The sequence below is a fragment of the Embleya sp. NPDC020630 genome (assembly GCF_044334985.1).
Lineage (GTDB): Bacteria > Actinomycetota > Actinomycetes > Streptomycetales > Streptomycetaceae > Embleya.
Window position 1 is genome coordinate 595,477 of sequence record NZ_JBIRUB010000001.1, and the last position, 20,861, is coordinate 616,337.

Here is a 20,861-nt window from a genome sequence, read left to right on the forward strand (position 1 = left end):
CGGCGGGGGTGGGTTCGTGATTGCCGGCAAGGATCGGTTCGCGACCGCCGGCAGGGGCGGTTCGTGATCGTGCGCGAGGGTGGCCGGACATGGCGCAGCCGACCGCGCCCGGGGACACGGGCGGGGTCGGCTGCGGTGGGGAACGGTGCGGCGTGCCGCGTTACTTCAGCGGCGCCGTCAGGGGTGTGCCGTCGGTGCGCTTGAGCAGGCAGGTCAGGTCGCGGTCGTGCTCATTGAGCCAGCTGCCGGACGTGGGTCGAAACGACAGCTTCGACAGCTCGATGGTGCTGTTGCGGCCGGCCGCGCCCGAGGTCAGCTCCGTGCACTTCGCGGTGATCTCGTCCTTGAACTTCATGCTCGTCGGAGGCAGCGAGTCGGGGATGGTGTACTCGCCCACCACCTCGGCGTCGTGCGGTGTCGTGCAGGCGACGGTGAGGACGTCCTCGCCCTTCTGGTTGATGCAGTCGCCCTTGTGCAGCTTGACCATCTTGACCCGGCCGGGGCTGCTGTTCGGGTTCGCGGTGCCGGCGGGCGGCCGGCTCGCCGACGGGTCGGACTTCGCGGGCAGCGTCGGAGCCGGGGGCATCGTGACGATCGGGGGTTTGGACTCGGTCGCGGCCGGGGCGGCCTTGGGGTCCTTCTTGTCGTCGCTCTTGCCGAGGCAGCCGGACAGCAGCGTGGTGGCGACCAGGACGGCGGCCGCGGCGCCCACGGAGCGCGTGTGGAGCAGGGACGGAACGCGCATGGAAGATCTGAGCCTCTCGCTGGGGATTCGCCCAGAGTCTTTCGGAGGCCGGCATTCCGGTCTTCAGGGGAGTCCCTTGTCTCCTGTGTCTGCTGCGTCTCCTGCGTCTGCGTGTCTCCTGCGGACAGGGTCAGCCGTCGACGGACGGGTTCTTGCTGCGCCGGTAGTGCCGGGCCACGCGGGCGCGGTTGCCGCAGCCCGCCGAGCACCATTCGCGGCGCGGGTTGTTCCGGACGAAGTGCAGGATGCAGCCCGGGCCGTGACAGGCCCGCAACTCGGTGCGGTCCGGGCCGGTGAGCAGGTCGACGGTGGCGCCGGCCAGTTCGGCCAGGACCGCGGTGATCGGGTCGGCCTCGGTGCGGGTGACGGCGGCCGGCCAGGTGAGCTCGCGCCACTGCGGGGCGGCCCGGGTATAGGTGTTCAGCCGCTCGACGATGTCGGCGGCCGGCACGGTGTCGGTCATCGCGGCGGTGAGCAGGGCGCCGACGCAGTCGCGCAGGTCGAGGGCGCGGGCCAGGTCGTGCGCGTCCATGGCGAGCAGCGCGGCCTCGGAGGGCGGGTTGCCCAGGCGCGGTGCGATGTCGCGGAGCCAGGCGGCCAGGTGCGCGGGCTCGGCCAGGCCCTCATGCGGCGTGCCCCGTACCGCGTAGCGGGTATTGGCCAGCTCCACCGGCAGCGGTTCGCCGAGCAGGGGGGCGCCGCCGGGGTCGAGGTCCGCGATTCGTGTGCTCACAAAACTAATGCTACCGGCTCGCGGCATCCATGTGGATGGTCGTGGGGGTTGGGGGCGGAGACGGGTGCGGATCCGGGAGATGTGACGAGGGAGACATTTGCGGGGAACGAGTTGCGGGCCGGGTTGGTTCCCCGGTCCGGGGATGGGTTTGAGCGCTGCCTTTTGTTCGGTTATAAGAGGATTTGTCGGGCGTATCTCGGGCGCGCGGGCGACGGTTTCGGCCCCTGGCGGCCCACCCTGCGGGGGGTGGGGCCAGCCCTACCCACAGAGGGAAGTGAGCACCATGGGGAATGTGTTGCCGAATCCCTAGGTTGGACCTGTCGGACCGAGGGGGTCCGCAGGGGGCCGAGGAGAGTCACGTGAACAACCGCAGCCGGGTCGCAGGACAGGACACCACCAACTCGACAGCCCCCGGCACGGCCGCCTCCTTCGTTCGATTCGTGGTCTTCGGCGGGGGTACGGGACTGGCCTCCAGCGCCGCGCTCGTCGCGCTGAACGGGACCCTGCCGCTCGTCGTCACCAACGCCGTGGTCACCGCGGCCGGCACCGTCCTCGCCACCGAACTGCACAGCCGGTTCTCCTTCCGCGCCGGCCGGGCCAACCTCAAGGCGCACGTCCAGGCGGGCGGTTCGGCCCTGATGGCCTACCTGTTCACCACCGCCGCGATGCTCGGGCTGCACGCGGTCCAGGCGGCGCCGAGCATCATGGTCGAGCAGGCCACCTACCTCACCGCCTCCGGTGTGGCGGGTCTGGCCCGGTTCGTGTTCCTGCGGCTCGCGGTGTTCGCCCCCCCGAGGGCCGGGTCGACCGTCACCACCCGCACCCGCGTGCTGGGCCGCGACGCGCTCGTCGCCGCCGCCTGACCCGGACGGTACTTCTCGGGCCCGCCCCGACTCCGGCTTCGCGGGGTCGGGGCGGGCCCTTCGGCGTGCGCCTATTCGGCGGGCAGCCCGGACTCGCGCAGTCGGCGTCGATGCGGCGGGAGCAGCAGTACCTCCAAGGCGTCGGCGCACGCCTGGGCCCGGTCGCGGAACCACGGGATGCGCTCGTCGGTCATCACGGCGGGGGTGGAGCGCACGGCGAGCGCGGCGTGCGCGTGGCCGGCGCGGTTCAGGACCGGTACGGCCAGGGTGCGTACCCCCGGTACCGACTCGCCGTCGTTGAGCGCGTAGCCGATCGCCCGCGCCGCGTCCAACTGGGCCTGGAGCGCGACCGGGTCCACGATCGTGCGGTCGGTCTGCGGGGCGAGCGGGAGCAGGGGGGCCAGGCCGCCTTCGGCCGGGTCGGCCCAGGCGAGCAGGACCTTGCCCAGCGCCGTCGAGTGCAGCGGTCGGCGCAGACCCAGACCGGTACCGGGCTGGACCGAGCTGCCGACCAGGACCAGGGCGTGCCGGCCGCTGCGGATGGCCAGGTCGGACGTCGCCGACGTGCGTCGGGACAGCTGTTCCAACTCCGGGGCGGCGTGGTGCAGGCCGCGCTGGTGGTAGGCCAGCAGACCCAATTCGGCGACCACGGGACCGAGGCGGTAGCGGCTGGTGCGGTCGTCCTGGTCCAGGAAGCCCGCGCCGACCAGGGTTCGGGCGAGCCGATGCGCGGTGGACACCGACAGGCCCAGGCGGCGCGCGATGTCCGACGCGCTCAGGTCGGTGCCGCCGGCCCGGAAGCAGTGCAGGATGCCGAGGGCGCGCTGCACGGCCTGGGCACCGGAAGGGGCGGTCGCCGGGCGGGGCGGGTCGGCGGTGTGCGGAGCGTCCGGGGCGGCGGCCGGCTCGGGTGTGGCGGCCGGTTCAGGCGTGCCGGTCGGCTCGGGTGTGCCGGCGGGCTCGTGCGCCGGGATTTTCGGAGTCTTCACTGGCTTCCCCAACTCGCCGTTCGACAGGCGGTTTTCACCATACGGCAAGGGTGCGGACCACTCCGCGCCACGGGGCGCGTCGGAGAGCGACCGGATATCCCACATCGTGGGAAAGTTTGATCGGGTGGCGCGGATCGTGCCAGGATCCACCCCGATGCGCCATTCGGCGCACCCCTGCCGGACGAATGCCGTGAGGAGGCCCGCGTGTCCGCAGTCGCGTCGTACACCGCGCCGCTCGCCGGCGTCCGGGCGCTGCTCACGAGCCGCCGGCACATCGACCTCGCGCGCGTCTCCAGCGCCGGCTGTCGCTGACCCGACCCGCGTTTCCTCGGGGCTTCGGCTCGTCTTCCTTGACGGGTCCCTGCCCGACCGGGTGATGCCTTCGGTCCGCCCCGGTTTCGACCCGCGCGTCGGGTAGGTCTCGCCACCCCCTTTGTTCCACCCCTCTCTTGTCTTCTCTCTTCCTTGCCCGGACCGGTTCGGTCCCGGGTCGATCCGCGCCGTGTCGAACCGGTCGCGGATCCCGTCGACGCCTCGAACGCGAACGGAAGTATTCCCATGACCGCCCTGACCGGCGCACGTCCCGACGAGCTGTGGTTCACCCGTTGTCCCGTCCCCACCGCCACCGGCATCGCGGCCGATCTGGGCCTGCTCGACGCCGAGTTCGCGGCCGAGGGGATCACCGTGCGGTCGCTGCAGGACGTCTCGGCCGATGTCGCCGCCGACCACCACTACACGCACGCGCTGCCCGGACTGTTCCGCGAGGGCGGCAACGTACCCGCGCTGTGGGCGCGTTCGCGCGGTGAGGAGACCCGATTGGTCGGGCTCACCTGGATCGAGGAGCGCCAGGCGATCCTGGTCCGGGCGGAGAGCGGGATCGCCTCGCCGGAGCAGCTGCGCGGACTGCGACTGGCCGTGCCCCGGCACGACATCGCGATCGACTTCTGGCGGGCGATGGCCCTGCACGGCTTCGCCGGCGCGTTGTCCCTGGCCGGCGCCACCCTGGCCGACGCACGCCCGGTCGAGGTGCCGGCGGCGCGTGGGGGCGGGCAGTGGGAGGCCGAGTTGGCCGCGCTGAGCCGGGGCGTGGTGGACGCCGTCTACGTCAAGGGCGCGTTGGCCGTGGAGGCGGCCGTCCGGTACGGCGCGGTGGTCGCGGTGGACCTGGACGCGGTGCCGGACCGGGCGGTGCGGATCAACAACGGGACGCCGCGACCGATCACCGTGCACCACGAACTCCTGGATCACCACCCGGAGTTGGTCAGCCGATTCCTGGCGGTCCTGGTCGAGGCGGCCGACTGGGCGCCGGAGCATCCTGCCGAGGTGGCCCGGATCCTGGGCGCCGAGACCGGCGCGGGCGCGTTCGGGGTGGCCGGCGCGTACCGCGAACTCGGCCCGGACACGCTCCGGATCGACCTGTCCGCCGAACGCCTGGACCTGCTCGCCCGGCAGGAGCGGTTCCTGTTCGCACAGGGCTTCCTGGCCGGGCCGGTGGACGTACCGGCCTGGGCGGATCCCGAACCGCTGCGGCTGGCCCGCGAACTCGCCGATGTCCGCGCTCGTGCCCGCGCCCACGCCACGCACCCGAACGACCCCGCACCGTCTCGCATATCACCGCTGGAGGTTCCCCATGAGTAGCCGGCCCCCTCACCGCACCCGACTGTTGTCCGCCGTCGCGCTCGCGACCGCGACGCTGATCGCGCTGACCGGCTGCGGCTCCTCCTCGAAGGACACCAAGGCGTCGGCGGCGAGCGGCGGCAAGAGCGACATCACGTTGCGGATTCCCGACCCGGGCAACAACGGGGTGCTGGCCCGGGGCAAGAAGGACGGCTCGCTGGACGCGGCCCTGGCCAAGGTCGGTGCCAAGGTCTCCTGGACCGGCAGCGCGGGCCCGTTCGCGCCGGCCGCGCAGGCGATCAACGCCGGGCAACTCGACGTGGCGCTCGGCTCGATCACCTCCGCCGTGGCCGCGCTCGGACAGAAGCCGAGCTTCAAGCTGTTCGGCGCCACCGCCCCCGACCTGGCGGGTGAGGGCATCCTGGTGAAGAGCGACTCGAAGATCCACTCGATCCAGGACCTGGTCGGGAAGAAGGTGGCCTGCTCGCAGGGTGGCACCAGCGAATACCTGCTGCTCGCCGCGCTCGAACAGGCGAAGATCCCGGCCGACAAGGTCGAGCGGGTCTATCTGCGGGCCGACCAGACCGCGCCGGTGTTCGCGGCCGGCCAGGTGGACGCCTGGGCGACCTGGGCCACCTACTCGGTACCGGCCCTGGCCTCGGGCAATGCCCGCTTCCTGGCCGACGGGCGCGCGCTCGGCTCGGACAACTACTCGGTCTGGGCGGTGCGCAACGCGTTCGCGGACAAGCACCCCGACGTGGTCAAGGCGTTCTACACCTACCTGCACGACGCCGGCACCAAGGAGATCGCCGACCCCGCCGCGTACATCAACGTCTTCACCGACTCCGGACCCACCGCCTACGGCGCCGAACCCAAGCGCATCCAGACCGACTTCACCCGGCAGGGGGCCACGGTGGAGCCGATCAGGCCCGCCGACGTGGAGCGCTTCGGCAAGGTGGCCCGGTTCTTCCAGGACCAGAAGGTCACCCAGACCCTCGTCGACGTCAAGCCGCACCTGCTCGACGTGGAGACCCTCGCGGGGGCGGCGGGATGAGCGCGCCCACGGTGATCGAGGCACAACCCCGGGCGATCGAGGCCGAGTCCCCGGAGCGCGAGTACCCCGGCCTGGTCGCCCCGCGTCCGCGCATCCCGCGACCCCGGCCGCGCCTCCTCAGCCCCGCGCTGCGCGCGATCGGGCCGCTCGCGCTGATCGGCGGCTGGGCCTGGGCCTCGCACAGCGGGGCGCTCAGCCCCGATCTGCTCGGCTCGCCCGCCGACGTCGTGCACGCCGCGCGCGAGATGTGGGACAACGGGCAACTCCCGGACGCGCTACGGGTGTCGCTGGGCCGCGCCGGTCTGGGCCTGGTGTTCGGGCTGTCCATCGGCCTGGCCCTGGGCGTGCTCACCGGCTTCTCCCGGCTCGGCGAGGAACTGCTCGACTCCTCCGTGCAGTTGCTGCGCACCGTGCCGTTCCTCGCGCTGGTCCCGCTGTTCATGGTCTGGTTCGGGATCGGCGAGTCGGCCCGGGTGATCCTGATCGCGGTGGCCACGGCGTTCCCGATGTACGTCTCCGCGTCCGGCGGGGTGCGCAATGTGGACCGCAAGCTGGTCGAGGCGATGCGCAGCTTCGGCGTCGGTCGGCTCGCGCTGGTCCGCGAGGTGGTGCTGCCGGGTGCGTTGCCCGCGCTCCTCTCGGGGCTGCGCCTGTCCATGACGCTGAGCGTGATCGCGCTGATCGCGGCCGAGGAGATCAACTCCACGGCGGGGATCGGATATCTGATGAGCCAGGCGCAGAGCTTCTCCCGCACCGACATCCTCACCGTCTGCATCCTCGTCTACGCGATCCTGGGCCTGCTCGCCGACGTGATCGTGCGGATCCTGGAGCGGGTGCTGATGCCGTGGCGCGGCCAGGGTCAGGGGGCGGGCCGATGAGCGCCGAGACCGCCGTGCATCTCGCGGGCCTGCGTCGGGTGTTCGGCACCCGGGCCGTGCTCGACGGCGTCGATCTGGACATCGCGCGGGGCGAGTTCGTCGCCCTGCTCGGCGCCAGCGGCACCGGCAAGACCACCCTGCTGCGCATCCTGGGCGCACTCGATCGGCACGACGGCGGCACCGTGCTCGTTCCGGAGGCCCGCACGATCGTCTTCCAGGAGCCGCGCCTGGTGCCCTCCAAGCGGGTGTTGGCCAATGTGGTGGTCGGGCTGCCGAGGGGGCGGGCCACTCGGGAGATCGGCCTGCGTGCGCTGACCGAGGTGGGCCTGGAGGGGCACGCCTCGGCCTGGCCCGCGACGTTGTCCGGCGGCGAGGCACAACGTGTCGCGCTGGCCCGGGCGTTGGTGCGCGAGCCGGAACTGCTGCTGCTCGACGAGCCGTTCGCGGCGCTGGACGCGCTGACCCGGATGCGCATGCAGGACCTGGTGGGCGAGCTGTGCCGGGTGCACCGGCCCGCCGTGCTGCTGGTCACGCACGACGTCGAGGAGGCGATCCGGCTGGCCGACCGGGTCGCGGTGCTGCGCGACGGCAATCTGGTCACGGACGAGATCGTGGCCGTGGACCGACCGCGCGACCCGACGGATCCGGCCTTCGCCGCGCTGCGGCGGCGGCTCCTGGCGGACCTGGGGGTCCGGGTCGCGGACGGGCCGGTCAAGGGTCCCGCCGCCCCGACCGCCCCCACGGCGTCTGCCACGGTCCCCTCGGCGCCCGTCACGGCCGCCCCCACCGCTTCCCTCACGAGTTCCGCCACGACTTCCGCCACCGTCCCGTCCACGTCCGGAGTGATCTGAATGACCGTCACCATCGGTGTCCACGGCAGCAATCCGTCGCTGTACCTGCTCGCCCGACTGGGCATCCTCGAACGTGCCCTGGAACCGCTCGGCGAGACGGTGACCTGGTTGCCCGTGGAGGGCACCCGGGTGGGCGAACTGCTCGGCGCCGGCACGATCGACTTCGGCGGCACGGGATCGACGCCGCCGATCGTCGGTCAGGCGCAGGGCCACGACATCGTCTATGTCGCGGTGTCCGCGCCGCGGCCCGGGCACGGCGCGCTGTTGGTCGCGGACGAGGGCCCGGTGCGTACCACCGTGGATCTCAAGGGCGGCACGGTCGTGCTGAGCATCGGGTCGTGGCAGACGCACTTCGTGGCCAAGGCGTTGAACGACGTCGGCCTGTCCTACCGGGACGACATCACCCCGGTGCGGCCGGCGGAGGGCCAGGACCAGGCGGCGCGGCTGCGCGCCGGCGAGATCGCCGGGTGGGTCGCGCAGGGCCCCGAACTGGCCGCCGCGCGCCGCGAGCCTGGCCTTCGGGTGCTGCACCGGGTCGGCGACGTGATCACCGACCGCTCGGTGTTCTTCGCCCGCCGTGCGTTCGCCGAGGAGCGCTCGGAGGTGGTCGCGACGGTGGTGGGCGCGCTGCGCGAGGCCGACGCCTGGGCGGCGACACATCCGGAGGAGGCGGCCGAACTGCACGCGGCCGAACTGCCCGGCACCCGGGCCGATTGGGCCGAGGCGCTGGCGGCGCTGCCGTGGCGGCTGGAGCCGATCCCGGCCTCGTTCATCGCCGAGCAGCAGGAGGCCGCCGACATCTTCGCGGCCAACGGGTTCATCGACCGCCCGATCACGGTGGCCGACGCGCAGACGGCGGCGTTGTCCGCGCCGGTGACCCGGGCGCTCGCGGCGGCGGACGGTGCGGGCCGATGAGTCCCGAGGTGTTGTGGTACGTGATCCCGCGCGAGGGGCCCTATCCGTGGGAGCCCGCCGGGCGGCGGCCGGTGGACCTGGCCTACCTCCAGCAACTGGGCGGCGCGGTCGATCGATTGGGCTTCAGCGGGGCGCTGCTCGCGACGGATCTGTACGACGTGTGGTCGCTGGGCAGTGTCCTGGCCGCGGCGGCGCCGACGTTTCGGCCGCTGCTCGCGGTGCATCCCGGATTGATCGCGCCGACGTTGCTGGCGAAGATGGCGCTGAGCTTCGAGGCGCTGTTCGGCCCGGGGCGGTTGCGGTTCAACGTGGTCAACGGCTCGACCGAGGGGCTGCGCGAGTACGGGCTGCATCTCGAACACGACGAGCGGTACGAACTCAGCGCCGAATATTGGGACATCGTCAAGCGGCTCACCGCGGGCGAGGTCTTCGACCACAAGGGCACCTTCTACGACCTCAAGCAGGCCGGCGCCGGGCTGCGCGAGCTGCATCGCGAGGGTGGGCACGTACCGCTGTGGTTCGGCGGCTCGTCCCCGGCCGGGATCGAGATGGCCGCCGAGCATGTCGACGTGTATCTGACGTGGGGCGAACCGCCGCACCAGCTCGCGGAGAAGCTGGCGAAGGTGCGCGAGCGGGCGGCGGCACACGGGCGTTCTTTGCGGATCGGGCTGCGGCTGCACCTGATCGTCCGGGAGCGCGAGGACGAGGCCTGGGCGGCGGCGGACCGGTTGCTGGAGGTGACCAGTCATGCGACGTACGCCCGGCAGCTGGGTCAGGCGGCCGACGCCGACGGGGTGGGTTGGGAAAGGCAGTTCCGCCAGCACGGGGGCCGGGTACCGGCGCGGGCCCGGGAGTTGGAGGTGTCGCCGAACCTGTGGCCCGGGATGGGCCTGTTCCGGCCGGGGCCCGGCACGGCCGTGGTCGGCAGTACCGCCCAGGTGATCGAGCGGTTGCAGGAGTTCGAGGCGCTGGGCGTGGATACGTTCATCCTCTCCGGCAATCCGCTCCTCGAGGAGGCGTATCGGATCGGCGAGACGGTCTTGCCCGCGCTCGGGGTGCGGCCCCGGGTGGGGTGAGCGGCGGTGTCGATCGGGCGGGCCGGTGCGGCCGATCGCACCGGCCCGGCCCCGACCGCGGGGTTCAGGCCGCCTTGAGCGCGCCCCCGTCGACGAGGTGGTCCGTGCCGGTGACGCTGCCGGCGAGCGGGGAGGCCAGGTAGGCGACCGCGGTGGCCACCTCGGCCGGGTCGACGAAGCGGCCGGTGACCATGCCCGACGCGCCGGGCAGGGCGTCCAGCAGCTGCTCGTGGGACAGGCCCATGGACGCGGCCAGTTGGGCGCCGTAGCCGTCCGGCGCCTCCCACATCGCGGTGCGCACCGGGCCGGGGGAGACGGTGTTGACCCGGACGCCGCGCGGGCCGAACTCCTCCGCGACGGCCTTGCCGAACGCGGTGAGCGCGGCCTTGGCGGTCGTGTACGGCACGGGCCCGCTGTGCGGCACCCGGCCGCCGAGCGAGGAGATGTTCACGATCGTGCCGCGCGTGTCGACCAACGCGGGCAGCGCGGCCCGGGTGGTGCGTACGCCGGCCAGGAAGTTCAGCTCGAACGAGGCGAGCCACTGCTCGTCGGTGAAGCTCAGGAAGCCGCCGGTCTGCGACTCGCCGCCGGCGTCGCCCCCGCCGACGTTGTTGACCAGGACGTCGAGCCGGCCGAACTCGGCGAGGGCCCGATCGACCATGCGGCGCGGGCCGTCGGGTCGGGCCAGGTCGACGGTCATGGTCGTGGCGCCGGTGGCGGCCAACTCCGGGGTGATCGTGCGGGACGCGGCCAGGACCCGGGCCCCTTCGGCGACGAGCGTGGACACGATGGCGAGCCCGATGCCGCGGCTCGCGCCGGTCACGAGGGCGGCCTTGTCGGTGAGGCGCAGGTCCATGAGAACTCCTTGGTGGGCAGCCGGCATCGATGGTTTTCGATGACCGACCTGCTGCTTTGGTGATGCAGTGAACCTAGAACATGCATCACTGATGTAGCAAGTATGAACCGACCGGCGTCGTTGTCGTACAGTTCGAGGGTGACTTCCCCAACTGACGGAGCCGGTGGCCGGGCGCGACCGCTGCGCGCGGACGCGGAGCGGACCGTGCGCGCGATCCTGGAGGCCGCCGAGCGGATCCTGAGCGCCAACCCCTCGGCCACGATGGAGCAGATCGCCGAGGCCGCCGGCGTGGCGCGGACCACCGTGCACCGGCGCTTCGCCACCCGCGACGCGCTGATCGTGGCGATGACCCGGTGGGCCACACAGCAGTTCCACGACGCGGTGACGGCGGCGCGGCCGGACGCCACGCCGCCGGCGGTGGCGCTGTACCAGGTGACCGCGAACGTGTTGCGGGTCAAGATCGCGTGGGGCTTCGCGATGAACGCGCTGCGTACCGACGACCCCGAAGTCGCGCACCTGCACACCGACGTGCTCGATCGGTGCGATCGGCTCTTCCGCCGGGCGCGTGAGAGCGGGCTGCTGCGTCCGGAGGTGGACCTCGACTGGACCCGGCGCGTCTACTACGCGCTGATCCACGAGTCGGCGCAGGACGACCGGGGTGAGGACGCGGACGTGCTCGCCACCCGGATCGTGGACACCCTGCTGCGCGGATTCGGCGCCTCCGGCGGGCCCTCGACGCGATGAACCCGGGGCGGGCGCGGCGCGTGTACGGTGTGCCCGCCGGTCCCCGATCGAGAGGTTTGTCGTGACCCTGGCCGTGGCCCACCGAGGCGACCCCCGACGCTACCGGGAGAACACCCTGCCGTCGTTGTCGAGCGCGCTGGAGCGCGGGGCCGACCTGGTCGAGATCGACCTGGAGGTGACCCGGGACGGACACCTCGTCCTGCTGCACGACGCGACGCTGCGCCGGTTGTGGTGGCGCAACGCGCGGGTGCGCGAGTTGACCCTGGCCGAGGTCCGGGAGATCGGCCGGCGCGGGAAGTATCGGGTGCCGAGCTTCGACGAGGCGTTGGACCTGATCAAGGGCGGCCCCGGCGGGCTGATGGTCGACTTCGGCGAGATCGAACTGGCCGGTCCGGCGACCGAGGCGGTCGCCCGGCACGGGCTGAACGAGCAGATCCTCTACGTCGGTGGACCGGTCGCGATGGGCATGGTCCGCGAACATGCGCCCGAGGCCCACATCGGGCTCAGCGGCGACTCGTTCGCGCGGGTGCCGGGCGAGGACGTGCTGCGGACGCTCCGGCCGGAGTACATCAACCTGCGCTGGCGGGCGTACGACGCGGAGTCGGTGGCGCGCTGCCATGCGGACGGATACGGCGTGAGTGCCTGGACGGTGGACTCGCCCCGGGTGATGCGCAGGCTGTTGGACATGGGTGTGGACATGATCATCAGCAACCGGATCGGCCGGTTGCTCGACGTCGTGGCGGCACGGCGCGGCTGAGCGGTCGCGGGCCTGCTCGGCGGCGACGTTCGACGGCGCCTCGGCGAGGGATCTGCCCACGATGCGGCCGGCGGTACCGGTTGTGGGAGTCCTGATTTGTAGGGTGTGCCGCATGACCCCGGGCATACCTGGCAGACGCGTGATCGACGGCCGCTTCGAGTTGCTGGAGCGGCTCGGTGGTGGCGGCATGGGTTTGGTCTGGCGGGCGCGCGACCTGGCCCTTGAGCGCGAGGTCGCGCTCAAGGAGGTCCGGCCGCCCGACCCGGCACTCCTGGAGGACGATCCGACCGCCGCCCGGATGTTGCGCGAGCGGGTGTTGCGCGAGGCCAGGTCGCTGGCCCGGCTGAACCACCCGCACGTGGTGACGATCCATCACATCGTGGACGCCGCCGAGGTCCCGCACCCGTGGCTGGTGATGGAGCTGGTCCCCGGCGGATCCCTGCACGACCGGCTGGCCAACGGGCCGATCGCTCCCGTCGAGGCCGCCGTGATCGGTCGGGGCGTACTGTCCGCGCTGAGCGCCGCGCACGCGGCGGGGATCCACCACCGCGACGTGAAGCCGGGCAACGTACTGCTGCGCGCCGACGGCAGCCCGGTCCTGACCGACTTCGGCATCGCCGCGCTGCGTGAGTCGACCAGCCTGACCGCGACCGGGGACCTGATCGGCTCGCCCGAATACATCGCGCCGGAGCGCATTCGCGGCGAGGAGGACAACGCCGCGTCCGACCTGTGGTCGCTCGGGATGATGTTGTACGTGGCGGTGGAGGGGGAGCACCCGCTGCGCCGGGCGACCAGCTTGGCCACGCTCGCCGCGGTGCTCACCGAGACGGTGCCGGCGCCGGTCCGCGCGGGGGCGTTGCGGCCGGTGTTGGAAGCGCTGCTGGTGCGGGACCCGGCGGCTCGGCCGGACGCGGCGCAACTGGACGCGCTGCTCGCGGCGGCCGCGGGCGAGCCGGGCGCGCGGGCCTCGTCGCAGCACACGACCTCGGCGCTGCCGGTGGCCGACGCCCTGGCGTGGCAGCCGGGCGAGCTCGGCGGTGGTCGGGCGGTCGAATCGGGGGCGGACACCGGGTCCCGTTCCGGCTTCGATGCCGCGTTCGGGGCCGATATGGGTTCGCGGTCCGGGTCCGGGCCCGCGTGGGCGGGAGCGGACCGGGTAGGGCCCGGATGGGCGGGGGCGGATCGGGTCGACGCAGGGCCGAACTCCCGTTCATCGCAGGGAGCTTCGGCCGACTCTTCGGGCGAGGCGCCGGTCGGGTCGGCGGCGGCCGGGTCGTCCGGAGCGGGCTCGCCGTACGGTTCGGTGTTCACCCCGGCGACGCCCGAGTCGGCCGCCCGGCAGCGGGCCCGGCGCAACCGGATCGTCGGGGGATCGGTGGTCGCCACGGCCCTGGTCGGCACGCTCGTCGCGGTGCTCCTGGTGTCCCAGCTTCGCGACTCGGGGTCGGACGCGGCCGGGGACGGGGCCAAGCCGGCGGCGACGCGAACAAACATCTCGCCCGATGCGCGGGAGAGTTCGCCGAACGACGAGCCGACCGAGCCGGCCGAGCGACCGTCGCCGACCCGGACGGCGTCCAAGCCCGCCGCGGACAAGGAGAACCTGATGACGCCGGCCGGGATCCGCGGTGTGATCGAGTCGATGAAGCCGGTCATCGGCGGGACGAAGGTCAAGTCCTTCAGCGTCCATGACACCTTCGCCTCCATCGACGCACCGGTGCCCGGCAATGCCCGCCTCCAGGACCGTTATTCCTATCGCGACGGGAAGACCACGAAGGACAACGGCTTCGGCCGCACCGGTGAGGACGAGAAGACCATCGACCTCACCAAGGTCAACTGGGACGCGTTGCCCGCCCTGTTCGCCAAGGCCGACAAGGAACTCGGCATCACCACGCCGAAGAACCGCTACGTGATCGTGGACCTCGGGCTGATCGACCGGGTGGCGTCGCTGAGGGTGTACGTCAGCGACGACTACGGCTCCGGCTACCTGCGGGCCGATCTGGACGGCAAGGTGGTCAAGATGTATCCGCGCTGACGTCGTGCCCCCGGACTACGAGGCCAACGACGTCGGCAGATCCGCGACCTCCAACGCGATCAGCTGCGCCGCGTCCGGGTGTTCGAGTTCGGCGACCCGGCCGGCCTGGCGCTCCGTCATCTCCTGGAACGCCTGGCGGGCCGAACGCCCGTTGCCGAAGCCGCCGCCCCGGGACATGCCGGCGAACAGGGCGAGCAACTCGGTGCGTGCGGCGGGGGTGAGTTCGTAGCGGTGACGCTCGGCTTGTTGCTCGACGATGGCCACCAACTGCTCGGCGTCGTAGTCCTCGAAGAGCAGCGTGCGGGTGAACCGCGACGCCAGGCCCGGGTTGGAGGACACGAAGCGGTCCATGTCGTCGGGATAGCCCGCCGCGATCACCACCACGTCGTCGCGATGATCCTCCATCAGCTTCACCAGTGTGGCGATCGCCTCGGAGCCGAAGTCGTTGCCGCCCGCGAGCGGGGAGAGCGAGTACGCCTCGTCGATGAACAACACGCCGCCGATCGCCCGGTTGAACGCGGCGGCGGTCTTGGGCCCGGTGTGGCCCACGTATTCGCCGACCAGCGCGCTGCGGTCGACCTCGACCAGGTGCCCGTGGCCGAGCAGCCCGAGCGCCTTGAGCAGGCGGCCGTACAGCCGGGCCACCGTGGTCTTGCCGGTGCCCGGGTTGCCCGCGAAGACCAGGTGCCGGCTCAACGGCGGCGCGGGCAGCCCGGCCTCGACCCGCAGCCGGACCGTCTGCATCAGCTTGGCCATCGACGCGACGTCGCGCTTGACCCCGTCCAGGCCGACCAGTTCGCCGAGTTCGACCAGCAGGTCGGTCAGCTTCTCCTCGACCACCTCGGGCAGATCCGGCACCGGCGGTGCGGCGGCCGGGCCCGGCCCGACCCCCGCGATCGCCGCGGGGGCGGGCTGTGCGCCGGCCCGCGTGCCGCCGAGCGCCGGATCGCAGTCGTCGAACACCGGCGCGGCCTCCGGATCCGTGCTCAGGTCGTCCGTACAGTCGCGCAGCCGACAACGCCGGAACAGCGGATCCGCGCCGCCGCCCACGTGCAGCGCGGCGTAGCCCGCGCCGATCACGTCGCAGCCGGTGTAGGTGCCGCCGGCCTGCTCGGCCACGAACAGCCCGTTCTTGCCCGGACGTTCGATCCGCACCCCGTGCACCGTCGGCCGGGCGCCGGTCCACACCACCAGCCCCGACCCGCTGCAGTCCTCGATCGAGCCGCCCGCCAACTCGGCCCGCGAGCCCGCGTCGAACACGATGCCCGCGGCACCCGCGCCGGTGACCCGGTTGCCGGTCAACTCGGCGACACCCTCGCCGGTCACCTCGATCCCGGTGCGCCCGGCGGCGCGCACCGTACATCCCGACACCCGCGACCCGGTGGGCGATGCGATGCCGATCCCGGTCGTGGTGTCCGCGACCAGGCAGCCGGAGAGCGCGGCCGAGGAGCGGCCGGTGATCGCGATCCCGCTCATCGCGGCGGCGGAGACCGTGCAGTCGGTCAGCTCGACCCGGGCGGTGTCCGCGGTGTGCACGCCGTGTTCGGGGGTGCCCACCACCCGACAGTCGGCCAGTTTGAGAACGGCGGTACCGGCCGCGTGGATCGAGCCGAAACCGGAGTCGAGGATGCGGCAGTCGGTCAACTCGGCCGCCGCGGCCTCGGTGAGCAGCACCCCGTTGGTCGCCGAGCGGCGGACCGCACAGCCCTGCGCGAGCACCCGCGCGCTGCCGTCGAGTACGATGCCGGCCGCGGCGGCGTCCAGGATCCGACAGTCGGTCAGTTCGGCCCGCGCGCTGCCGCCGAGCCGAATCCCGGCCGCGCCGGGCGCGCTGACCCGGCTCTCGCTGGCGGCGGCAGAGGAGGCGTCCTCCAGGAGCAGGCCCACCCGCCCGCAGCCGTGCAACACCGAGTCGGCCAGGCGCAGTACGGCCCGGCCGCGCAGCCGGATCCCGGAGCCGGAGGTGGCGTCCAGGCGCAGCCGGGCGATGCCGACCCGGGCGCTGCCGGAGACCACGATCCCGGTGCCCTCGATCGTGCCCACCTCGACGTCCTCCACCCGGGCCCGCGCGTCGCCGGACACGTGCAGTCCCGCGAGCCGCGCGCCGGTCACGCGCGTGCCGGTGAGCAGCAGCGCCGAGGTGGTGCCGCCGGCCGTCGGCGGCGCGTCCAAGTCCGGGTCGGCGCCGTCGGGTTCGTCCCGATCGGGCCCGCCGCGCACCTCGATCCGACCGCCCCGGACCGCGCAGTCGGCCACGATCAGGCCGGCGCCCGGACCCACGCTGACCGCCGGCGCGTCGCCGCCCGCGCCCTGCACGGTCAGCCCGCGCACCGCGCAGTCCGCCGCGTCGACCGTGATCGCCGGCCCCTCGGCGCTCGCGGTCAGTACCACCTCGCCCCCGCCCGGTTCCGGACACAGCGTCACCGACCGGGCCAGCACCAGGGATTCGGTGTAGTGGCCGGCCTCGATCACGACGGTCGCCCCCGGCGCGGCGGCCCGTACCGCGTCCGCGATCCGGCGGTGGGCGCCCCGGCCCTTGGCGGCCACCCGCACGGGCACCGGCCCGCCGCCGGTGTGCCGCTCGACGCTCGACATCTGTGCGCTACGCACCTTCGCTACGCATCCTTCTGCTGGTACCAGACCGGATCGATCCCCGCGCGCACCTTGGGCAACAACCACCCGTTGAACATCTTCTCGCCGATCTTGAATCCGATGTTGAGCAGGAACTCGCTGACGCCCTGGCGGTGGAAGAACCGACCGCCCGCGGCGTTGAGGAAGCCGATCCGGGCGAGCGAGGCACTGCCGGTGCTGACCACGCCGGACAACGAGGCGATCCCGCCGTCGCCCAGCGCCTCCCAGCCGGAGAGCTTGTGGGTGAGGCCGTCGGCGCCCTTGATGCCGAACACGCTCGCGTTGATGCTGCCGTTGATCAATCCGGCCAGCATGCCGACGCCGGCGCTGTAGCCGAAGTCGTAGGTGCCGCTGCGCCAGCGCACCGCGGTCTCGTTGCCCGCCCACTCGTTGGCCCACGTCTTGTCGTGGTTGCCCGGCCGGCGGTTCCAGTGCTTGCCGCCGTCGATGTTGCCGTAGCCGCTCTTGAGGTCGCCGAGCTTGCGGAAGCCGTCCCACTTGTTCTCGTGCACGAAGGCCCCCACACCGCCCTTGACCACGCCGCCGACCGCCGCGTTCAGCGCCGCCTTCTGCCAGTCGGTCTCGGTCAGGCTCTTGCCCTGCGACCTGGCGTTGATGTCGGCGACGATGATGTTCGCGGTGAACTCGATGGCGAACTCCTGGGCGAACTCCAGCGCGAGCTTCTTGCCCAGGACCGTCCCCGCGCCCTGGTAGGCGGCTTCGGCCAGGTGGATCGAGCCGGTCGGCGGGACGCCCGGGATTCCGGTCAACGCGGTGCGGAACTGCGTCACGTCGATCCCGGTCATGTCGCCCCGCCACGGCATGCGTTGGCCCTCGCGGACGCGCCGCACCCAGCCGCGCACCTCGGTCACCTGGCCGCGGAAGTCGTACTCGCTGCCGACCACGCGCCACCGGCCCAGCGAGTCGGTGGTGATCACCGCGCCGCCGTCGGTGCGCCGGGCCAGCAGGTTGCCGTGCTCGTCGTAGCGCCGCCACTGGCCGCGCCACGCGTCCCGTTCCAGGTAGTTCCCCTCGGGGGTGAGCGATCGGGTGCGCACCGCCGTGCCGTGGTCGAACTCCTTCCAGGTGGCGGTGTTCGGCGACGTGGCGCCGCCCGGCCCGTACTCGCGCACCCGCGCCGGCGCGTCGGTGATGTGCGGCGGGGTCTCGCGGATCACCAGCGTCTCGCCCGTGGTGGGTACGAACCGGTCGCGGAAGAGCAGGTTTTTGCCGTCGAGCGGGGTCGCCTGCCAGCCGCCGGCGCCCTCGGCCGCCTTCGGGTTCCACCACACCCGCTCGTGGGTGCCCGTGCCCGGCTGGGGCATGATCGCGCCCGCCCGGTCGAACTTGTGCCAGGTCCAGGTCTGGGTGCCCGGTGCCTGCCACGCGTCGACGTAGCGGCCGTCGTCGAGCATGCGTCGTTCGCGGACCAGGTTGTTGTGCGCGTCGAAGTCCCGGAACGAGTCGTCGAACGGCAGCTTGGGGTCGTCCGAGCTGCGGAACAACACCCGCTTGCCGGACTCCTGCACCTGGCCGGCGGCATCGAGGCGTTCCCACCGCCAGGTCTTCGCGGTGGACGAGCCGTGCGCGACGATCGTGATCTCATTGCCGGCGGCGAGTGTCCAGGTATCCCGACGCCCGGCCACGTATCCGTGGGCGTCGTACTCGACCCAGTTGCTGCGCGGGTTGGGGGCCACCGGGATCTCGGGGGCCGGGATCGGCGCGTCCGGGGTGCCGTGCACGGGCGATTCCGGCGTGGTGTAGTGCCGGATGTTGCCGTTCTCGAAGCCCTCGCGAACCATCTCCCAATGCGTGACGACGCCGTCGGCGTTCGTCACCGGTCGCAAGTCCTGCCAGTTCCGCCCGCCGGCATCCAGGCGATAACCGATGACGTCGCCCTTGCTCCACGGGATCGTTCCGGCGGGGGCGTTCGCGTGCGGCCGTACCGTGTCGCCGGCCTTGAGGGTCGAACCGTCGGCCAACTTGATCTGCGAGCGGGCGAAGGTGCCGTCGGCGAGGATGTCGAAGGAACTGCCGTCGTCGCCGACGAAGCGGGTGCCGTTGCTGCGGACCACGGTGCCGTCCGCGCCGGCGACCGACTTCTCCCAGGTGAACACCTGGTAGCGGGTGTCGGAGGCGAGGAAGGCGTGGTTGCCGGTCGGGTTCGTCCAGTTGTCGGTCAGCCACTTTCGGGCCCAACTCGGCGGGCGCTGCTCGGAGACCCGGGTAGTGGTGAACGTCGAACCGTTCGTCTCCACCACGTGCTTCCCGGCCTCCTTGCCCTGCGGCGACAACTCGTCCCAGGACGCCTTGCGGAAACCGTCGGCGCCCAGCGGGTGTTCGAGGTAGTGCCGGGCATGGTCGGTCCGGTGCACTTCTCCCCACTGCTTCTGGACCAGTTCGCCCGCGTGGGTGCCGGCCCCCGGGCCGTGGCGGTCACTCCAGCCGCCGTCCCAGTGCGTGGTACGCGGACCGCTCGCCAACTCGTTGCCGGCGCCGTCGTAGCGGTGCCACGTCCAGCCGTCGGTGCCCTTGACGCCGAGGGTGTGTCCCGCCCGGCCGTCGAACTTCTGGATGGTGTCCCGGAATTCGCGGACCGTGACGAAGTGCCGGTCGACGTCGGTGTAGCCGAAGCCGGACGTGTCGAACTTGCGCGAACCCTGGGCGAGGGGTGTGCCGTCGGCGCCCCACTCGATCCACTTGGTGCGGTGGCTGAAGGTGCCGAAGCCGCTGAGGTCGGTACGCCGGAAGGCGTCGAGCGTGGTCCCGCCGGGCAACATCCGGCGCTCGAAGATCACCACCCGGTCCGGCGAATTCGACTTCAGCCGCAGTCCGCCGTTGGCCGCGCCGCTCGTGTCCACCGTGCCGTGCTGGAACTCGTTGTGGGTGAACGGGCCGCCGGGGGAGTCGGGGTGGAAGTCCTGGCGCCAGGTCGGTGTCGGGGTGCTGTGGTCGACGACGTACTGGTGGTTGGTCAAGCGGCCGTCGTCCAGCACGTTGAACCCCTCGCGGGTGACCGTGCCGTTCGTGCCGAACTCGTGGAACTCGCCGTGACGCGGGGAGTTCGGGTGCACGATGTCGACTCGGTAGCCGGTGTGCGTGCCGTCGGCGGCGGTGAGGCGGGTGAGCCGCTGCTCCACCGGGAGCGGGTTGCCGTGCAGGTCGGTGAGGGTGTCGCCGACCGCGAACGGGCCCTGGTCGGCGCGACCCAGCTTGGTGCCGTGCTCGAACGTGCCGTTGGCGGTGTCGTGGCGGAAGGAGTGGCCGGTGGTCGGGTCGGTGACGCGGTAGCCGTTGTCGACGACGGTGATCGCGCGGTCGGTGACGCGGACGCCGTTCGCGTCGGTGAGCACCCGGGCGGCGCCCTCGCCGACCACGAAGCGGGGCTCGCCGGGGCCGCCGACGGCGATGCCGCGCTCGATGAACGCGCCGTCGGCACCGTGCAGGGTGGATACGTTCGTGCGGGTGTCGACGATCCGGAAGCCCTGGTCGGCGGTGAGCGTGGCGGTCTGGTGCGGCACCGGGGTGCCGAGCACGTCGGTGAGGTGGCGGTTCGGGCCCTCGCCGACCACGAAGCGGGGTTCGACGCCGCCGAGGGCGATGCCGTGTTCGGCGGCCCAGCCGTTGGCGGAGTAGCGGGTGCTGTGGCCGCCGGCCGTCTCGGTGACCCGGTAGCCGCCGCCGGTGAGCGGGGTGACCTCGACGCCGGCGACGGGGGTGCCGCGTACGTCGGTGAGTTCGGGGCCGGCGCCGCGGTCGACGATGAAGTGCGGCTCGCCGAGTTCGGTCAGGCCGAGTTCCCGCTCGACCGCGGTGCCGGCGCCGTCGTAGCGCACGGAGCGGCCGGTGGCCGGGTCGGTGATGTGGTGGCCGTTTTCGAACGGGGTCAGCCTGAGGTCGGTGATCGGCTTGCCGTTCACATCGGTGAGGACCGGGGGCCGGCCGTCGCGGGTCACCACGAAGTGCCGGTCACCCGAGAACCCGGTGAGCACGACGCCGCCTTCGGCGACGCTGCCGTCGCCTCGGTAGCGGGTGGTGTGTCCGCTGGTGGGTTCGGTGATGCGGTAGCCGCCGTTGGTGGTCGGGGTGACGTCGACGCCGTCGATGCGGTTGCCGTGGA

General features: G+C 72.5%; 17 protein-coding genes. 11 read left to right on the forward strand and 6 right to left on the reverse strand.

Annotated elements, in window-relative coordinates:
- Positions 1-160 precede the first annotated feature (160 nt).
- Both ACH4XV_RS02495 and ACH4XV_RS02500 read right to left on the reverse strand, forming a co-directional pair.
- Complete coding sequence (locus ACH4XV_RS02495; RefSeq protein ID WP_395786373.1) at positions 161-745, reverse strand: septum formation family protein; 585 nt, start codon at positions 743-745, stop codon at positions 161-163.
- Positions 746-875: 130 nt separating this feature from the next.
- Entirely contained in the window at positions 876-1,478 is a 603-nt protein-coding gene (locus ACH4XV_RS02500) for a CGNR zinc finger domain-containing protein (protein WP_395786375.1), read from the reverse strand.
- 359 nt (positions 1,479-1,837) lie between these two features.
- Between ACH4XV_RS02500 and ACH4XV_RS02505 the strand changes: the two genes are divergently transcribed.
- The gene (locus ACH4XV_RS02505; protein ID WP_395786377.1) at positions 1,838-2,341 is read left to right on the forward strand and encodes a hypothetical protein; all 504 of its coding nucleotides are present in this window, start codon (positions 1,838-1,840) and stop codon (positions 2,339-2,341) included.
- Between the two features lie 71 nt (positions 2,342-2,412).
- Here the strand turns inward: ACH4XV_RS02505 and ACH4XV_RS02510 are convergent, their stop codons facing one another.
- Positions 2,413-3,171: an IclR family transcriptional regulator gene (locus ACH4XV_RS02510; protein ID WP_395787041.1), complete on the reverse strand. Its 759-nt coding sequence runs from the start codon at positions 3,169-3,171 to the stop codon at positions 2,413-2,415.
- Positions 3,172-3,534: 363 nt separating this feature from the next.
- Between ACH4XV_RS02510 and ACH4XV_RS02515 the strand changes: the two genes are divergently transcribed.
- The 7 genes from ACH4XV_RS02515 (at position 3,535) to ACH4XV_RS02545 (ending at position 9,721) form a co-directional block, all read left to right on the forward strand.
- Positions 3,535-3,642 carry a putative leader peptide gene (locus ACH4XV_RS02515; RefSeq protein WP_321170712.1) on the forward strand — a complete coding sequence of 36 codons (108 nt, stop codon included), beginning with the start codon at positions 3,535-3,537 and terminating at the stop codon, positions 3,640-3,642.
- Between the two features lie 246 nt (positions 3,643-3,888).
- On the forward strand, positions 3,889-4,968 hold the full coding sequence (locus tag ACH4XV_RS02520) for an ABC transporter substrate-binding protein (RefSeq protein ID WP_395786379.1): 1,080 nt from the start codon (positions 3,889-3,891) through the stop codon (positions 4,966-4,968).
- Positions 4,961-6,001 carry an ABC transporter substrate-binding protein gene (locus ACH4XV_RS02525; RefSeq protein ID WP_395786381.1) on the forward strand — a complete coding sequence of 347 codons (1,041 nt, stop codon included), beginning with the start codon at positions 4,961-4,963 and terminating at the stop codon, positions 5,999-6,001. Before ACH4XV_RS02520 ends, ACH4XV_RS02525 begins: the two co-directional genes overlap by 8 nt.
- Positions 5,998-6,879, forward strand: a complete 882-nt coding sequence (locus ACH4XV_RS02530) for an ABC transporter permease (protein ID WP_395786383.1) — start codon at positions 5,998-6,000, stop codon at positions 6,877-6,879. The genes ACH4XV_RS02525 and ACH4XV_RS02530 overlap by 4 nt, the downstream gene beginning before the upstream one ends.
- A complete protein-coding gene (locus ACH4XV_RS02535; protein ID WP_395786385.1) occupies positions 6,876-7,730 on the forward strand; it encodes an ABC transporter ATP-binding protein in 855 nt (284 codons plus the stop codon). Before ACH4XV_RS02530 ends, ACH4XV_RS02535 begins: the two co-directional genes overlap by 4 nt.
- Complete coding sequence (locus ACH4XV_RS02540; protein ID WP_395786387.1) at positions 7,731-8,645, forward strand: ABC transporter substrate-binding protein; 915 nt, start codon at positions 7,731-7,733, stop codon at positions 8,643-8,645.
- Positions 8,642-9,721 (forward strand): LLM class flavin-dependent oxidoreductase, encoded by a 1,080-nt coding sequence (locus ACH4XV_RS02545; RefSeq protein ID WP_395786389.1) that lies wholly within the window; start codon positions 8,642-8,644, stop codon positions 9,719-9,721. The genes ACH4XV_RS02540 and ACH4XV_RS02545 overlap by 4 nt, the downstream gene beginning before the upstream one ends.
- A 64-nt stretch (positions 9,722-9,785) precedes the next feature.
- On the opposite strand, the gene ACH4XV_RS02550 is transcribed toward ACH4XV_RS02545, so the two are convergent.
- Positions 9,786-10,577 (reverse strand): SDR family NAD(P)-dependent oxidoreductase, encoded by a 792-nt coding sequence (locus tag ACH4XV_RS02550; protein WP_395786391.1) that lies wholly within the window; start codon positions 10,575-10,577, stop codon positions 9,786-9,788.
- A 138-nt stretch (positions 10,578-10,715) separates the two neighbouring features.
- Between ACH4XV_RS02550 and ACH4XV_RS02555 the strand changes: the two genes are divergently transcribed.
- The 3 genes from ACH4XV_RS02555 to ACH4XV_RS02565 all read left to right on the forward strand — a co-directional run bounded on the left by ACH4XV_RS02555 (position 10,716) and on the right by ACH4XV_RS02565 (position 14,110).
- Positions 10,716-11,321, forward strand: a complete 606-nt coding sequence (locus ACH4XV_RS02555; protein ID WP_395786393.1) for a TetR/AcrR family transcriptional regulator — start codon at positions 10,716-10,718, stop codon at positions 11,319-11,321.
- 61 nt (positions 11,322-11,382) lie between these two features.
- A complete protein-coding gene (locus tag ACH4XV_RS02560) occupies positions 11,383-12,078 on the forward strand; it encodes a glycerophosphodiester phosphodiesterase (RefSeq protein WP_379998075.1) in 696 nt (231 codons plus the stop codon).
- A 112-nt stretch (positions 12,079-12,190) separates the two neighbouring features.
- Entirely contained in the window at positions 12,191-14,110 is a 1,920-nt protein-coding gene (locus tag ACH4XV_RS02565) for a serine/threonine-protein kinase (protein WP_395786395.1), read from the forward strand.
- Positions 14,111-14,125: 15 nt separating this feature from the next.
- On the opposite strand, the gene ACH4XV_RS02570 is transcribed toward ACH4XV_RS02565, so the two are convergent.
- A complete protein-coding gene (locus tag ACH4XV_RS02570; RefSeq protein ID WP_395786397.1) occupies positions 14,126-16,720 on the reverse strand; it encodes a right-handed parallel beta-helix repeat-containing protein in 2,595 nt (864 codons plus the stop codon).
- Between the two features lie 5 nt (positions 16,721-16,725).
- Positions 16,726-20,861 (reverse strand): hypothetical protein (locus tag ACH4XV_RS02575; protein ID WP_395786399.1); only part of this gene is annotated, 4,136 nt, incomplete at its 5' end.

What these genes read in the sequence shown, in the direction of transcription:
- ACH4XV_RS02550 (WP_395786391.1), bottom strand. Translation starts at nt 10,577, where the DNA reads ATGGACCTGCGCCTCACCGACAAGGCCGCCCTCGTGACCGGCGCGAGC.
- ACH4XV_RS02565 (WP_395786395.1), top strand. Translation starts at nt 12,191, where the DNA reads ATGACCCCGGGCATACCTGGCAGACGCGTGATCGACGGCCGCTTCGAG.
- ACH4XV_RS02545 (WP_395786389.1), top strand. Translation starts at nt 8,642, where the DNA reads ATGAGTCCCGAGGTGTTGTGGTACGTGATCCCGCGCGAGGGGCCCTAT.
- ACH4XV_RS02520 (WP_395786379.1), top strand. Translation starts at nt 3,889, where the DNA reads ATGACCGCCCTGACCGGCGCACGTCCCGACGAGCTGTGGTTCACCCGT.
- ACH4XV_RS02495 (WP_395786373.1), bottom strand. Translation starts at nt 745, where the DNA reads ATGCGCGTTCCGTCCCTGCTCCACACGCGCTCCGTGGGCGCCGCGGCC.
- ACH4XV_RS02530 (WP_395786383.1), top strand. Translation starts at nt 5,998, where the DNA reads ATGAGCGCGCCCACGGTGATCGAGGCACAACCCCGGGCGATCGAGGCC.
- ACH4XV_RS02535 (WP_395786385.1), top strand. Translation starts at nt 6,876, where the DNA reads ATGAGCGCCGAGACCGCCGTGCATCTCGCGGGCCTGCGTCGGGTGTTC.
- ACH4XV_RS02525 (WP_395786381.1), top strand. Translation starts at nt 4,961, where the DNA reads ATGAGTAGCCGGCCCCCTCACCGCACCCGACTGTTGTCCGCCGTCGCG.
- ACH4XV_RS02540 (WP_395786387.1), top strand. Translation starts at nt 7,731, where the DNA reads ATGACCGTCACCATCGGTGTCCACGGCAGCAATCCGTCGCTGTACCTG.